Raw genomic sequence first — 15,700 nt, 5'->3', positions numbered from 1 at the left:
GGAAGGAAACATGAGTTTCAACTTTTTGAAACATCATACAAGGCAATATGGAAATATTAGTAAGTGTCATTATACCAGTATATAATGTTGAAAAATATCTAGAAAGATGTTTAGAGAGTGTAATGCAACAAAATTATTTAAATATTGAAATTATTATTATAAATGATGGATCTACAGATAATAGTTTGGAAATATGTAAAAGATATGAGCAAATAGATGATAGAATCATGAGTATGATTTGATTATGTTTGATCCTATGATAAATGGGACTCAAAGAGAAATTAGTTTAGAAAATGGATGGCATGCAGTTGGAGCAGATGCATTTTTAAAATTTAATTATTTTGGACCGAAATGTTTTTACATTCCCGTATGGCAGTACATTTACAGGAGGAAGTTTATTAATGATAATAATCTGAGATTTTATTCAGGATTAATTCATGAAGATGAGCTTTGGACAAGATGTAGTTTGGTGTGTGCAAAAAGTGTTATATATTGTAAAAAAACAGGATATTATTATGAAAACAGACCAGATTCAATTACTACTAGATCATTAAATATTGCAAAATCAAAAGCATATATAAGAATTGCAGTAGAAATTGATAAATTTAGAAGAAATTATCATGTAGTTAATAAAATCAATGAAGTTTTAATTACTGCAGAAAGTAAATTTATAATAATGGCAGTTGAGTTAGTTTCGGAGAAGATATTTAATATAAACCAATTAGATGATTTGATTAATAAAAATATTTGGGATAATATTTTTAATATTGACATTTATTGTTGTTCTTTATGTCAAAAATTAGTTCAATCTAATGGTAAAAGTCGAGATAACCTAATTATGCAGATATTTCAATCTGAGATTTCATTTAAATTTTTTAATGAGTGGAAGCCAAGGTCAAATTATGAACAAAAAATAAAAAAAGGTATTTTGAATAAAAATAAAAATGTTATATATAAAGCATGTAAACTTGAAAATTTTAAGCAAAAACTAAATAAGTACATTTCTATTATGCAATAAGGAAATTATAAATATGATACAGTATGGGTTTAAAAACGAATATAATATGTATAAAAATGAAGAATGCATGAGATGTGAAGAAATTGAAAAGGGAATTGTACTTCCAAGAGTCTATAGAGATAATGGACCAATGTGGGGAATTGGTGGAGTATGTAATGAATATAATGATTTTGTTGAGTTATCAGAGTTTCATGGAGGTTGGGCAGAACATGGAGGATACTATTCGTGGGATAAAGAAGACTATATAAATGAATCTGTTGTGTATTTCGGAGTATTTTTTAAACATTGGGGTCATTTTCTTGTTGATCAAATTGGAAGAATGTGGTTTTTTTCTCAAAAAAATGGAGAAAAAGAGCGGATGAAATTAGTTTTTATTGGAGAGGAAGAGCCCGTTGGTAATTATTTAGAATTTTTTGAACTATTAGGGATAAAAAAAGAACAGTTAATTCATGTAACAAAACCAACGAGATTTAAAAAAGTGATTGTTCCTCAGTATTCGAGTCGTCCATGTATATGGTATACAAAGGAATTTCAATCTATTTTTTGTGCAATAGCCGAAAAGGTGAAGGAAGATGGGCATGTGTATAGGAAGAAACAATTGGATAAAGTATATTTTACTCGATTGAATTATTTGAAAGCTAAAAGAACTGAAATAGGAGAGGAATATATTGCAAAATGGTTAGAATATAATGGATATTCATTGATTAGCCCTGAACAATTATCCTTAAGAGATCAAGTATATATTTGGAATCACGCAAAAGAAATTATTTGTATGGATGGAACAATTCCTTTGAACGTAGGCTTTTCAAAAAATAAAGAATTATTATTGACTGTTATGCATAAGACATCATTGATACATAAAAATTTAGATCTATATTTATTGATGAGCGGATGTAAAGTTACTTTCTTGGATGTATATCGTGAACCGTTAAAACATTATCCAAAATCTCTGGGGGAAGGACCATTTCTATTTTCTTTTAACGAGAATATTCAAATATATTCTGAGGAAAAGAATATGAAAATACCATTTTCAAAAAAAGAAATAAAGAAGATTGAAATAAGAAATTATATTAGATATTTAAGGCAAATTATTAATTTGAAAGGAAGAATGCATATGATATTATCGAAAATATATCATAGTGTGCATTGAGCTAGTCAACCTGGGGTGCAAGACAAATGTCTGCTCAATTGAAAGCACGCGGTTATCAAGTTGGACGTCGCAAAGCCAGACGATATATGGATGAGTCGCCTAATGTGATACAGTGCCCATTGGATTGCTTGACCACAACAATCGTGCAAATGGATCTCATGAAACGGAATATACAGTCACCTTGAAATATCCAGATTTAAGAAATTTATATTTGCACATTTTGCTGGATAATTTAATTCAATTATTGCGTAAGAGCCAACATTATAATGAACTTAAGTTAAAAGTATGGGTACAGATAAAAAAATAAAGGGTTTTTTCTTTGTTCTCCTGCAAGTATAAAAGAAAAAATTGGATTTTTGATTGCAATTTATAAACCGACAAAACGATTGGAGAATTCATTTTTTGTGAGAAAACCGGAGGAAGATTATTTTGAATAAGATGTTTTTTTAAAGGGAAGGGACAATGGATAAAAAATATGCATCAAGAGAAGATATAAAAATAATACAGGGAATTGCTGTTATGCTGATGGTATTTCATCATTTGTTCGGATTCCCTGATAGAGTTTCAGTTTCCTACTATGCGCCACTTGATTTTGGACTTATTCATTTAGAGACGATCATAGCTTATTTTGGGAGAATATGTGTTGCAATTTTTTCCTTTTGCTCAGGTTATGGTCTATATCAAAAAAACATGACAATTGCTCAGAGTGGTAAGTGGACGTTATTTGGAGGATATAAAGAAATCCTTCAATCAATAAAGAAATTCTATTTTCGTTATTGGATAGTTTTTATTGTTTTTATCCCATATGGATTTTACAACAATATATATAATTTTATTCCATTGCAGTTTGTTAAAAATATTTTTGGAATAGCTTGTACTTACAATAAGGAATGGTGGTATGTTTTCACTTATTTAAGACTATTAGTTATTTTTCCTTTACTGTTTATTTTTATCCGGAGAACGATAGGTAAAGGAAATCGGAAAAGCTTTTTTACTAAGAGTATAGCCGTAATTTGCCTGCTTTCTCTTTTATTATATTTGAATAATGATACAGAAGCAGGTATTTTGACTTATTTGATAACATTTTATATTGGGATGCTTGTTGCCGAATCTGATATTTTAAAAAAAATTTTTGGGTGTCAAAACAAATTAGTAGGAATTGGTGTTTTTGCTGCTTTCATGTTTTCAGTGGGAATCAGAACATTTATAACAACTAAAATCGATTTTTTAATAGCACCAGTAATAATAGTTTGCTTAATTTATTGGCTTCACAGTAAGTGGGCTTTCAAGCCTTTAAGATACATTTTAACTATTGAGGGTAAATATTCTCAATATATTTGGTTAACTCATACTTTTTTTGCTTACTACTATTTTCAACAGCAGTTGTATGCGTTTTCTATTTCTTGGATTATTTTTGGAGTGTGCTTGATTGTTTGTACCTGTATTGGAGTAATCTTAGAAATTATATTGAGAACAGGTAATAAAAAATTGCATTTATGATTATTATCAATCTTTATAAAAATGATACATGGTCCTATGTCAAGATTTAGTACAAGTTAAAATGAGTTTTTCCTCATCCTAACTTGTCATCTGCAATTCGTTTTTCTGGATTTTACGATACAACTTTTCATACTCATTTGGAGACATATAGTCACAATGACTGTGAATACGTTTTGTATTGTAAAATGCCTCCAGATATTCAAAAACCAATTGATATGCATGATTATAATCTCGGATTTTAAACCGGTTCAGCCATTCACGTTTGATCAATGCATGAAATGATTCGATGCATGCGTTATCCCATGGATAAGCTTTTTTTGAATAACTGCACTGGATACCAACAGTCGCTTTTTTGTATTCTTTGGATACATATTGACTGCCGCGATCTGAATGCAGAACTAGTGGTTCTTTGATTTTACGTCTTGCTTTTGCTTTATTTATTGTTTCAATCACGCAGGATACTTCCAGTGTTTTAGAAAGTGTCCAGGCAATGATTTTTCTGGAATATAAATCCATAATACTGGTTAGATAAACAAATCCGTCTATCGTCCAGATATATGTGATATCAGAACACCAGACAGCATTTGGGCGTTCCGGGTTAAACTGTTCATCAAGGATATTTTGCAATTCGCTACTGAAGTCAGAATCTTTTGTGGTAATAGTCCATGGTTTTACCCATTGTGCTTTAATTCCCATTTGCCTCATGTATTTTCCAATTGTACGTTCAGAGATTACTTCTCCTGATTTCCTCAGTTCTTTGGTAATCTTTGGGGCACCGTAATTCTGTTTTGATTCATTATAAATATCCTTGATTTTGGCTTTTACCGCTTCACGACGCTGTTCAGCGCTTGAAGGAACATGTTTTAGCCATGCACAGTAACCAGAACGGGAAACGCCGAGATATTTCAACATTCCGGAGACAGAAACCCGGCGTCCAGCCTTATGGGCAGTTTCTGCCTTCTCAGCAACTTCGAGATAAATGGCTTCCGTCATTTTCCCAGAATGTTGATTGCTTTTTTTAGTACATCAAGAGCGTCCTGTGCATCACGAAGTTCACGTTTTAATCGTGCGATTTCTTTTGCTTCATCAGAAGCATAATTACCGGAACCACGGCATTCAATATCACCTGTCTCACGTAGCTCCTTTTGCCAACGTGATAATGTTTGTTGACTGATTCCTAAATTTGATGCACAGCCCTGCAGTCCTAAGTCTCTGTGATCATGATAATACTGGACTGCATCCAGTTTAAATTGTTTGTCATAGTGCTTTGCCATAATGAGATCCTCCTTCAGTGCGGTACTTACATTGTACCATGAAATAATAGATTGGTAATTCTCATTTTGACTTGTACTATTTATATTCTAGCACCAACAAGATGTTTATGGGAGAGAGTAAAGAACATGAACAAACAAGAATTTAAATCGTATAGAGGGCGGAGAGGAGTGAGGATATCAGCTAAAAACCTTTCACTACCCATTTCAAGCCGCATGGTTTCCGAGACAGCAGGTCAGATTCGACTGATAGTCCATATCAACTGCAAGAACCTTTTTCCCAGTCCGGCTAAGAGCTATGGACAGATTATGAGTGGTTACAGTTTTTGCAACCCCGCCTTTTTGAGCGCAGCAGACAATGATCTGTGCTGAATGTTTCATTGATTTACGCCTCCCACCCCTGCTGTATAATTTTTACAATTAGTGCTGATATGCAAAGGGTGAGGTAGCCCCGCCCTTTATGATTTTCCAAGCGAGGACAAACATGCCAATGATGCCTCCGACTAAGACATTAAAAACAATCATTCCGACGGCTCCACCAAGGTCATAACCTTTTGGGATGAACCAGACGAACATTCGATGTATTCCGAAAAGGATTCCGATCAGAAGAAGCATCAGAAGGTAATTAGGTTTTCCACCAGCCGGATAGTACAGGAACTGACAGAAGAACATTACTGCTGTGATCACTGTAACTGGTGCAACAAGATAACGAAGTAATTTGTTTGCCATAGTTTCTGTCTGCTTCTGTGTGGGGCAATGGCACCTCCTTCCCTTGCTAAATTAGGCTGGATAAAATTAAGTCGTGTTAGTTTCCAAATTGTGGGTTAGAAAAAACAGGAGGCTCACCGAAGAGAGTCTCCTTTGTCACAACATCCTTTTATATGAACTTTAGCTCAATAAAGAAATCAGGGACAAACCAGCCCGCTCAAACCCGCTTAAAACGGTGAGTTTCTTGATTTGTCCCTATTATACTGCACATGTAGGTTTATGAAATACAAATGACATCTAAGTTGGAGGATTTTTTTCAATTGTAAAAGCTGATACACTTATAAACATTGGAAACAAATATCACAAATAAAATTATTATAAATAAGGACCTTATTATGAAACCGATTAAGAAAATTTTTATCATTTTATTATGTTTATTTCTGGCAGCAGGTTCCTTCTGCGCCTATGAGATTTACATTTCATACCATCATTTAACAGTGTCTGATTACACGGTTAAATCAGATAAAATTCAAAATAACATAAATATCATCATGATTTCAGATCTACATGATCATGAATTTGGAGAGAAGAATCAGGAGCTTGTTGAAAAAATCAGAGAACAGCATCCGGATTTGATTTTAATGGTTGGGGATATGTTGAATGATATCAGTGAAAACAGCCATGTTGCTGTTGATCTCATACAGCAGTTAAAGAAAGTTACGCCTGTATATTATTCTCTGGGAAATCATGAGGAAGGATATATTAAGAAAAAAGATGAATCTTTGATTCAGAAGTTGAGAAATGCTGGCGCAGTTGTTCTGGACAAAGAGTATAAAAATATTTCCATAAGAGGAAACAACCTTACCATAGGTGGAATGTATGATTATGCTTTCGCTTTTGATGGAGCTGGTCATATGAGTAAAAAAGACATGAAACCTAAAGACTTAAAATTTTTAGAATCTTTTCAGGCAGAGGATTCTTTTAAAATTATGATGGCACATCGTCCGGATAGTTTTATTTTTGGAGAAGCTGCAGATACCTGGAATATAGATTTGGTTGTCAGTGGACATAACCATGGAGGACAGGTGATTTTGCCTGGGATTGGTGGTTTATATGGAGGAGATCAGGGATGGTTTCCTGAATATGTAGATGGAATTCATCATTTCAAAGCCGTGAAAAATATGATCATTACCAGAGGATTGGGGACACATAAAGAAAAGCTTCCAAGATTCCATAACGTACCGGAAATCGTACACATTACATTGAAGGCAGAATAAATTCTACATATTGAAGAATAGAAAATAATATTGCTATTGCAATATAGAACGAAATAATATATTATTGAATATACATAGCGGATGATAAATTGCTTTTTATAGTAATAAGTGACGTGATATTTGAGGAAATACATATGATTAATTTTTTTAAAACATTATATATAAAAATTAAGGAACCACTTGCATTTATTAGCAGCGTGATTTCGATTGTTCTGGTTTTTTATAATGGAAATAAAATATTCACTTATATTCTCAGTGGGATTGTGCTTATTTATTTGATTACAATTTGTTCTTATATTGTCAAGACGATATTTGATACGAACAAAGCAAAAAATGCTTTAGAAAGAAAATTTTTTGTTAAAAATAAAGAATTAGCGACTGAAATGCATAAATTTTTTCATAATTTGAGAGACTATTCTTCATCCTTGTATTCATTAAATATTTTGACCTTAGAAGATGTGAAGGATCGTTGTGTACATATATGTAATTATATAGAATTAATTTATAACCAATTATTCAAGGAGTATCTAGGCGATGATAAAGTCTCGGTATGTATTAAATTAATAAAAAATGATAGTATTTTTGATGCTGATTATAACAATTGGGAAATGTTAACGATTGCCAGGAGCAATACAACAGATCAGAAGAGAAATAGAATAGATGATGTATCGGTAGAAATGATTAAGATAGATGGGAAATATGTATCTAAAGAGCTTACTGCTAAAATAGGAAATTTAAAGGGAAAAAGTTTAATTTTAGGATTCATGTGTATTGATTCTATGAAAATATTTGAGAGCAGTGAAGAAAAAGATATATTTAAAATTGGCATTGAATATGCAAAAATGATAGCAGATTCTTTATATTTGCTCTTTGAAAAAGTATTGATATGTTGCATAGAAAATGATACCATAAAAAAAGTGAATTAAGATATTATAATGATTAATTGAATAACGTATGTTATTGCATGAAAAGGAGAATTGCATGAGATTTTTAAAAAGGATGATAAAAACCATTTTTTATAATTACTATGGGGTTGAACCATTGAAGAAAGATAATTTGTATTCTGCTTGCGAAGGGAGAATTATTAGGAGTTTGTCAGGAAAGAAGCAAAAATATTATGCAGTCAATATTCTTTCAGGTTTGAAATAAGAAAAGTAAAGAAAATAGATTTAGAAAAAGTCCTCTAACATAGATTGTTTCAAAATATAGGGTATCTAGGTTGGAGGAATTTTTGCTTTTTTACAGATTCCCACGTTTGTTCGTATGGGAAGACATTTGTTTTAGTGATCTACTATATCTCGGATCCAGAATGATTTTTTTGCCGGGAGTCTTCTTCCGGATACGGTGAATGATAATACACAGAAGGATCAGTCCCATTTTCGTAATACCATGTTTCAAGGAAATATGGTATTATGATGATGATACAAAGATGAATACATATCTGGTGGAACAATATCAATTACCGGTGACGCTGGATATTCCGGCTGTTAATCCCGGAATAGAGGAAGTGGATTATAGGGATCTTGAGAAAGTTCTGATGGAATTACAGGGATATTTAGAGGTTTCGGCAGATAAAGTAAGAGGAGTCAGTTGTTAATTTATAGGGGAAGTTTGTATATAATGAATATAACAGAAGTATTTCTAGCTATTTTAAAAACATCGTTATGGGATCAGCCTTGTTCTGATCTTCCTCAGTTGGGAGAGGACCAGTGGGTTGAGCTTTATCAAATATCAGAGAAGCAGTCGGTTGCACCAATGATCTATCAGCAGGTTTTTGGTTGCGAAGGTTTTCATACGGCATCATCTCAGTTGCAACAGGTATGGAAATCATCTACCCTGGCAAAGGCAGGTGATCAGACAAGAAGAAGTTTTTTGTTTTTGATGTTGTATGAAAAGATGCGACAGTCTGGATTACATCCTTTGATTGTAAAAGGAATTGTATGTCGTGAATTATACGTTCAACCGGATTTACGGATATCCAATGACGAAGATTTACTAATTCTAAGGGAGGAATTTCCTGCAATGGATGAATTCCTTTTAAAAGAAGGATTTTTGAGAAGTGAATTGGATAGTGAAAAAGAATATCAGGAAGTTGGCTATCAGAATCCAGGGACAGGTTTGTATCTGGAGATCCATATGGATTTATTTGCTCAGGAATCCGGGGCATATGGTCATTTGAACCGGTTATTTACCTCAGTGTTTGATACTTGTGATAATATGAAGATTCAGGGAACCGATATTCTCACCTTAAATCTCCAGGAGCATTTATTGTACCTGATTTGTCACAGTTTGAAACATTTTTTACACTCAGGGTTCGGTATCCGTCAGCTATGTGATATTTTGTTGTTTGCCAGAACCTGTAAAGATCAGCTTTCATGGAAGGATCTTTCGAAAACATTAAAAGAATATCATATGTATGATTTTACCATGAATCTTTTGGATATCGGAATTGAATATTTAGGATTTCAATGGGAAGATTTGGGTCTGAAAGAACCCAAAGATGTTTCTTTAGACTGTCTGGCATTGCTCAATGACATGATGGACGGTGGGATTTTTGGAAAAAATGATGCAAATCGTGTCCACAGTGCCAATATTACTTTAAATGCAGCAGAAAATAAATCATCCAATGCAGTTACAGGGATTATGTCATCACTGTTTCCAGGGAAGGAATATATTTGCAATCGTTATCCTTATGCACGAAAACATCATTTTTTAATTCCGATAGCGTATATGGATCGAATCATTTATTATTTATGTCATAATCGGAAACATTCTTCATTGGAAGAAAAAAACAGCATTCAAATAGGTATGGAACGGGTGAAATTGTTAGAAAAATATAAAATCGTGGAGTAATGTTGTGGTCAAGCATTTTTGTAACACTTGTGGCTAAAAAAATATGTTGGATTGTTGCCTGGATAATACCGTAGTCTCCTGTGTATGTAAAGGATGCTTCGCACCGCCTATGGCGGCTTTGTCCTTGACATACACTGAAAACTCCTGGCGAAGAGTAATCAGGCAATCCAAAATCGGGCATTGTATCGCCTTTAGGCGATCCTCGCCTGATAGGGTGTTAAATAACCATTGAAGCTGTGAGGTTTTACATGATTGTATTTAACATATGCAAACTCCTCTACAGCCTGATACAGAGTTTCCTCGGTATCATATTCATATAGGTAAATGAGCTCGCTTTTCAAAGTGTTGAAATATCTCTCCATAGGAGCATTATCATAAGGATATCCTGCTTTGCTCATGCTTTGTGTCACACGAACGGATTCGCAAAACTCTACGAATGCTTTGGATGTAAATTGACAGCAGTATATTAACTTTGTAAAGGAAAACGGTATTCGCCAAAGTATGGATGGCAAAAGCCGATGGGCGAATCATATATCCACACTTACAACTTTGAGCGGCGCCATGCTGCTCTTGATTATCAAACACCGGCTGAATGCTACTATCTGGCAATGGTGTCACCATATGTAGCTTAGCATATATGGATCAGGGGAGTGACCAACTATTCTTCCCCTGGTTCCTCGTAACTTATCAAGCATATCGGTTCATTATAAAAATCTTAGATTTTTGTCTTGACAACTGAGTCACTATAAATTTAAGATATAGTATCGCAGTGTCCTCAGAGGAGAAGATTACAAATGTGTATTGGAATGAACAGGATTTATTGACAGTAGAGGATGAACAGAGAAACAAGGTAATTAAAAAACAGGATATTCAACAATTGGAATGTGGACAACTATTTATTTATCAAATTTCCACAAAGGCATCTGACACACAGCTATTGGAATTAAATCAATATGCAGAAATTATTTTTCAGTATTTAGAATCATAAAAAATGGATCGGTTAAATATGAAGAGGCATGTGGTGACAGAACTAGTAGAATAGCATGTGAAGATTGCTCCAGTATTATACTAAAAACAAAATATATATCAAAGGAACAATATATTATGCCGGGATATATTTTACATTTAACAGCTGCGAAGATGGCGCTGGAAAAATTACAGAAAATTGATATGGGATTTAAAGATTCTCGGATCCAGAATGATTTTTTGGCCGGGAGTCTTCTTCCAGATACGGTGAATGATAATGCACAGAAGAATCAGTCTCATTTTCGTAATCCTATGTTTCATGGAAATATGGTGGAATATCCGGACTTGCAGTTGTTTTTAAAGAAGTATCGATCTTTATTAAAAGATGTTAGTTGTCTTGGGTATTATTTTCATCTCTATGTGGATCGGATGTTTTTTAAAGAATATCTGCCTCAGATCGTGGTATTTCTGGATCAGAATCATCAGGAGACTCTGTTACGGGAAAATGTCCAATGGGCATATTTGAAAAGAACGGGGCAGATGATTCCTATAGGAGATTTTTTCTCTGGAATATGGTATTATGGTGATTATACAAAGATGAATACATATTTGGTGGAACAATATCAATTACCGGTGACGCTGGATATTCCGGCTGTTGATCCCGGAATAGAGGAAGTGGATTATAGGGATCTTAAGAAAGTTCTGATGGAATTACAGGGATATTTAGATGTTTCAGCAGATAAAGTAAAAGAAGTTAAAGTTTTCCATGTAGAGCATCTGCTAAGTTATTTAGAAAAAGTTGCAGAAAAGTTTGTAGTTGAACTGGGATTGTTATGGAATACAGGATCAGAAACTTCATAATGATTTTTAATACAGAGGCAGATGGTGGAGCTAGTCTGAAGGAGCCAGTTGTTAATTTATAAGGAAAGTTTATATATAATAAATATTACAGAAGTATTTCTAGCTATTTTAAAAACATCATTTTTTAAATTATTTTAATATTTTCTCTAGACACTCAACTGCCTCTTCTGAAATCGTACAGCTCAAATGATAGATTGGAATTTCTACAATTAACTTTTCGATTAAATCTAAAGCAGAGGCAGTGCTTTCTTTGTTCCAGCCATTGATCGTAATCTGACTGTATAAAAGACCAAATGCTTCCGAAGGTTTTAGCTGTCTAGCTTGGTTTTCTTTTCCTTGACTTAACATGACAATTGCTTGGATAGGAGTTGCTTCATTATTACACACTTCAGATGTACCGCATACCGGCCAACCCTGAGCCATCCATTGATTATTAATTTTTCCCAAGAGAGCGCGGTCACCATTGATAGTTCGGCTGTTACGGTATTTTTCCCATAGGTTTGCCTGCGTCGTCTTCCCTGTTTCAGAAGGAGCAGAAAATAAAATGGCTTTGCTCCGGTATTCTACATAGGCACAGTGAAGAACCATGTTATTTTGTTCTACCAAACGACGTTCCAGCGCCAAAAGTGATGTGAATACCGGATCAATATTTAATCCTGCCAATCTGTCTGGTGCCAATAGTATCTCTGCCTGATTGTTTGATACTTCTCTATAGCAAGCATAATACCCCGGTGTTCCTTTGACACCTATGAGTCTGCTTTCTTTTCCATGATTTTGAAACACTATTAAATCTGGGCGTCTTGCAACGATGTCTCCTTTTAATTTTGGAAAGGTTTCTGAAATTTTAATATGATAACAATATTGTGGTTGTTTTTTTTCTGTTTCAAATAGCATAAAATTCGGCGGAGGAGTGATTTCATCTGGATAATCTAACCGAAAAACAAAATCTCCAATTTGAAATAATTTATTCATTTTCATTTTTCTCCAGTTCTAATTTTAATAACCGCAGGGATTCCTTTGCATATTGGCACATATAGTCAGGAACTTCATTATAACTGCCTGTCTCTAGCAGAGCACTGGCTGCACAGGTTCTACATAAAGGACGCAGAGTACATGTACTACACTTGGAACTTAACCGTATTTTTTGAACTTCTTCTATTATATATCCCCAAGCTTGTTCAAAACCTACTTCAAATACAGAAATAGATGGATTGGAGAGAATGACACATGGACGCATTTCTCCTTGCCAATTAATTGTAAAAGAACATTTCCCTGCAAGGCAAGACATACGACTGCCTGCCTCCGGATCTGGGATCATGTTTTCCACAGTAAACACACTCTGTCTGGCATATTGTTCAAATAGTTCTTCGCCCATTTCTTTTTTTAGAGCCTGTATTCTTACCTGAGCAGCTTCTATAGGATTTACACGAGATTGAAGATTATAAGGCATACTTCGTTCCCGTGTTGCAGGAAGCATATAGGTATCAATCCTGACTGGTACATCCAGTTGATCCCCAATTTCAATGATTTCATCTGTCACATCTTTATTCGCTTTTGTTAAGCTGCCTCCAACTTTTACGTCAACGTTATTTTCCCTTAATAATTTGATCCCACGAATGACTTTTTCAAACCCTTCAGGATAATGACATAAGTCTCGATAAGCCTTTTCATCGGAACCATAAAGTGTAATATTCACGCGGCGTGGCTTATGATCACCTAAAAATTTTGCCAAATCTTCATCAATAAGTGTTCCATTGGTATTAATGGTTAGAATCATCCCTAATTTTTGTAGTTCTACGTATAACCTGCGGAATTCAGGATATAAAAAAGGTTCGCCCCCGGTTAATAATAGAAATAGAACTCCTGCTTTCTGCATCTGTTTAGCAATATCCAGCCATTCATCCACAGTACGCAACCGTCCTTGATGTTCCATTTCTTCACGGCTCAAACGCACATAGCACATATCACAATTCATATTACAAAGTGGAAGTAATTCAATACTTCCGTTAATCGGTGTTTTATTTTTCGATGCCTGATTTAAAAGGGCACGCTCCACGGTAGTAGCATCTTCCAATGGTTCCATATAAATTCTCCTCCCCAGTGATTTGAAAATTTTATAAGTCATAAATCTCAATCTAATAGATATATGGATAATATAACATAAGAAGTGTAGAGTCGTCTATTTCTTGTGAAATATGTTTGGCAAATAATTAATTTTAGACATAAAAAGGGGCCGTTGCAAAATAGATGAATAATCATCTGTGGAGCAATGGCTCCATTTTTATGTCTAAAAATAGAAAAGCAGGCTCCAAAGAACCCGTCATCCATGGTATAATAAGATATGTCAAGTAAATTAAAATACCATAAAAATTATACCGAATTTCATGACAGTTATCAACTGGTTCTTCCATTAAATCTGGAAGGATTGGTTCCAAATGATGAATCGGTCAGACTGCTAAGCCATGTATTGGAGGAATTAGATTATCATGATCTTTATAAGGCGTACTCTCATAAAGGGAGAAATCCTGCAGTCGAGCCCAAGTTGATGTTCAAGATTGTGGTATATGCTTATTCCCAGGCATTTATTCCAGTAGAAAAATAGAAGAAGCCTGTCGGCGTGATATTAACTTTCTTTGGCTGCTGGCAGGTGCAAAAGTACCTGATCACAGCACGATCTCTCGTTTTCGCAAGATGCTCCATTCTGGTATCTGTGAAGGCCTTTTCAGCCAGCTTGCCATCTTCCTGTTAAAGACTGGGGAAGTAACAGGAAAGAACATATTTATTGACGGAACAAAGGTTGAATCCAGAGCCAACAAATATACTTTTGTATGGAAAAAATCAGTTGGGAAACATGAAGCAAGGATGCATGGCCAGTTGCTTGAAAAAGTAGATGAGATCAACAGGGAATACCTGAAAGGTTCTGGTTTTCAGCCAGAAACCGCAAAAGATGATCTGTATGCAGCCATAGAAGATCTAAAAATGACCATGGAACAACATGGGATCCAGGAAGTCCATGGATGTGGAAAACGAAAAAGTCAGATCCAGCGTGACAAAGAATATCTGGAATCATGTCTGAAAAGGCAGGAAAAATATGATATCCATAAAAAGAACTTCAAAGGGCGCAACAGCTATTCCAAGACAGATCCAGATGCGACTTTTATACACATGAAAGACGACCATATGAGAAATGCGCAGCTAAAACCGGGGTATAACATACAAATCGGAGTGGACAGTGAATACATCATGGGTGTCGGCGTGTTTGCAGACCGGAGTGAAACCAATACCCTGATTCCATTTATGGAGAAGCTGGAAGAAAATCTTGGGTACAAATACGAAAGCATCACAGCGGATGCCGGATATGAAAATGAAGAGAATTACATATGGCTGGAAAAAGAACGGAAGATTCCATATATCAAACTGCTGACTTACGAGAAATGGAAAAACGAAGCTTCAAAAAAGAGATCGGAAGGCGTGAGAACATGACCTACATAGAGGAAGGAGACTGTTATATCTGTGCAAACGGCCGAATTCTGTGGAACGTGGGACAAAGAAGACGGACAAGTACAACCGGCTATATTAGTAGACAGGATATTTATCGCTGTGAGGACTGCACAGGATGTCCGCATTTTGGTAAAAAATGCACTCGTCCCAAGAGATATAAGCAGCTGTATGTTTCAAAAGTGTTTGTTGAGAAAAGAGAAGTATCTTTAAAGAATATCCTCAGCCCACAAGGGAAGAAGTATCGTATGAATCGCTCTATTCAGGTGGAAGGTGCGTTCGGAGTGCTGAAATACGACTATGGTTTCCGTAGATTTCTGATGTGTGGAAAAACGAATGTTAAAACAGAGTTCCTTTTGCTTTGCATGGGATATAATATTAATAAACTTCACGCCAAGATTCAACACGAACGATTGGAAAGTCATCTATTCGAATTGAAAACAGCATAAATTTATACCTTGATCAGCCAGGACTTATTAAAGTATGCTAAAAATCCGGAAAAAGAACCGTTATACGGTTCCTTTGCCAGATTTTTTAATAAAAAGGAAAGGAGCTGTGCTCCAGTGGTGAAATCATTCAGATTTCACCACGTTTTGCA

The 15,700-nt window shown here is 34.7% G+C and carries 17 protein-coding genes and 2 pseudogenes; 12 read left to right on the top strand and 7 right to left on the bottom strand.

All coding sequences use genetic code 11. The annotated features are described in order from the left end of the window. The first annotated feature begins 47 nt into the window (after positions 1-47). The 4 genes from BHF70_RS13005 (at position 48) to BHF70_RS05910 (ending at position 3,668) form a co-directional block, all read left to right on the top strand. Positions 48-242 carry a glycosyltransferase family 2 protein gene (locus tag BHF70_RS13005; protein WP_075759396.1) on the top strand — a complete coding sequence of 65 codons (195 nt, stop codon included), beginning with the start codon at positions 48-50 and terminating at the stop codon, positions 240-242. 2 nt (positions 243-244) lie between these two features. Continuing rightward, positions 245-1,018, top strand: a complete 774-nt coding sequence (locus BHF70_RS05920; protein ID WP_075759395.1) for a hypothetical protein — start codon at positions 245-247, stop codon at positions 1,016-1,018. Between the two features lie 46 nt (positions 1,019-1,064). Further along, positions 1,065-2,168: a glycosyltransferase 61 family protein gene (locus BHF70_RS05915; RefSeq protein WP_158024879.1), complete on the top strand. Its 1,104-nt coding sequence runs from the start codon at positions 1,065-1,067 to the stop codon at positions 2,166-2,168. Between the two features lie 462 nt (positions 2,169-2,630). Continuing rightward, entirely contained in the window at positions 2,631-3,668 is a 1,038-nt protein-coding gene (locus BHF70_RS05910) for an acyltransferase family protein (protein ID WP_075759393.1), read from the top strand. A 78-nt stretch (positions 3,669-3,746) separates the two neighbouring features. Here BHF70_RS05910 and BHF70_RS05905 read toward each other — a convergent pair whose 3' ends face one another. From BHF70_RS05905 to BHF70_RS05890, 4 genes are all read right to left on the bottom strand, one after another. Then, the gene (locus BHF70_RS05905) at positions 3,747-4,661 is read right to left on the bottom strand and encodes an IS3 family transposase (protein WP_075759392.1); all 915 of its coding nucleotides are present in this window, start codon (positions 4,659-4,661) and stop codon (positions 3,747-3,749) included. Next, positions 4,658-4,942 (bottom strand): transposase, encoded by a 285-nt coding sequence (locus BHF70_RS05900; protein WP_009245215.1) that lies wholly within the window; start codon positions 4,940-4,942, stop codon positions 4,658-4,660. The genes BHF70_RS05905 and BHF70_RS05900 overlap by 4 nt, the downstream gene beginning before the upstream one ends. 204 nt (positions 4,943-5,146) lie before the next feature. Continuing rightward, complete coding sequence (locus tag BHF70_RS05895; protein WP_083638324.1) at positions 5,147-5,320, bottom strand: ParA family protein; 174 nt, start codon at positions 5,318-5,320, stop codon at positions 5,147-5,149. Positions 5,321-5,359: 39 nt separating this feature from the next. Then, positions 5,360-5,668 carry a DUF6050 family protein gene (locus BHF70_RS05890; RefSeq protein ID WP_075759390.1) on the bottom strand — a complete coding sequence of 103 codons (309 nt, stop codon included), beginning with the start codon at positions 5,666-5,668 and terminating at the stop codon, positions 5,360-5,362. 374 nt (positions 5,669-6,042) lie between these two features. On the opposite strand from BHF70_RS05890, the gene BHF70_RS05885 reads away from it, so the two are divergent. The 5 genes from BHF70_RS05885 to BHF70_RS05875 all read left to right on the top strand — a co-directional run bounded on the left by BHF70_RS05885 (position 6,043) and on the right by BHF70_RS05875 (position 9,777). Then, positions 6,043-6,924, top strand: coding sequence for a metallophosphoesterase (locus tag BHF70_RS05885; RefSeq protein ID WP_083638322.1), 882 nt, complete (start codon positions 6,043-6,045; stop codon positions 6,922-6,924). A gap of 134 nt (positions 6,925-7,058) precedes the next feature. Beyond that, positions 7,059-7,850 (top strand): hypothetical protein, encoded by a 792-nt coding sequence (locus BHF70_RS05880; protein WP_075759389.1) that lies wholly within the window; start codon positions 7,059-7,061, stop codon positions 7,848-7,850. A 55-nt stretch (positions 7,851-7,905) separates the two neighbouring features. Further along, a complete protein-coding gene (locus BHF70_RS12455; RefSeq protein ID WP_158024878.1) occupies positions 7,906-8,073 on the top strand; it encodes a hypothetical protein in 168 nt (55 codons plus the stop codon). Between the two features lie 199 nt (positions 8,074-8,272). Further along, complete coding sequence (locus BHF70_RS12335) at positions 8,273-8,521, top strand: hypothetical protein (RefSeq protein ID WP_143249376.1); 249 nt, start codon at positions 8,273-8,275, stop codon at positions 8,519-8,521. A gap of 23 nt (positions 8,522-8,544) precedes the next feature. Further along, on the top strand, positions 8,545-9,777 hold the full coding sequence (locus tag BHF70_RS05875) for a nucleotidyltransferase domain-containing protein (protein ID WP_075759388.1): 1,233 nt from the start codon (positions 8,545-8,547) through the stop codon (positions 9,775-9,777). 191 nt (positions 9,778-9,968) lie between these two features. On the opposite strand, the pseudogene BHF70_RS05870 reads toward BHF70_RS05875, so the two are convergent. Further along, positions 9,969-10,232 (bottom strand): annotated as a pseudogene (locus BHF70_RS05870) (transposase); the annotation flags it as partial. 341 nt (positions 10,233-10,573) lie between these two features. Here BHF70_RS05870 and BHF70_RS05860 point away from each other — a divergent pair. Together BHF70_RS05860 and BHF70_RS05855 are read left to right on the top strand one after the other, a co-directional pair. Then, complete coding sequence (locus tag BHF70_RS05860; protein WP_075759386.1) at positions 10,574-10,765, top strand: hypothetical protein; 192 nt, start codon at positions 10,574-10,576, stop codon at positions 10,763-10,765. Between the two features lie 116 nt (positions 10,766-10,881). Beyond that, on the top strand, positions 10,882-11,604 hold the full coding sequence (locus tag BHF70_RS05855; RefSeq protein WP_075759385.1) for a hypothetical protein: 723 nt from the start codon (positions 10,882-10,884) through the stop codon (positions 11,602-11,604). A gap of 129 nt (positions 11,605-11,733) precedes the next feature. Here the strand turns inward: BHF70_RS05855 and BHF70_RS05850 are convergent, their stop codons facing one another. Both BHF70_RS05850 and BHF70_RS05845 read right to left on the bottom strand, forming a co-directional pair. Continuing rightward, on the bottom strand, positions 11,734-12,576 hold the full coding sequence (locus BHF70_RS05850) for a hypothetical protein (RefSeq protein WP_075759384.1): 843 nt from the start codon (positions 12,574-12,576) through the stop codon (positions 11,734-11,736). Next, positions 12,569-13,687 (bottom strand): radical SAM/SPASM domain-containing protein, encoded by a 1,119-nt coding sequence (locus BHF70_RS05845; protein WP_075759383.1) that lies wholly within the window; start codon positions 13,685-13,687, stop codon positions 12,569-12,571. Before BHF70_RS05845 ends, BHF70_RS05850 begins: the two co-directional genes overlap by 8 nt. A 258-nt stretch (positions 13,688-13,945) precedes the next feature. Between BHF70_RS05845 and BHF70_RS05840 the strand changes: the two are divergent. Then, positions 13,946-15,551, top strand: a pseudogene (locus BHF70_RS05840) (IS1182 family transposase). The last annotated feature ends 149 nt before the right edge of the window (positions 15,552-15,700 follow it).

The sequence above is a fragment of the Anaerostipes sp. 494a genome (assembly GCF_001940315.1).
GTDB classification, from domain to species: domain Bacteria; phylum Bacillota; class Clostridia; order Lachnospirales; family Lachnospiraceae; genus Anaerostipes; species Anaerostipes faecalis.
This window is presented reverse-complemented; position numbering and strand designations above follow the sequence as displayed.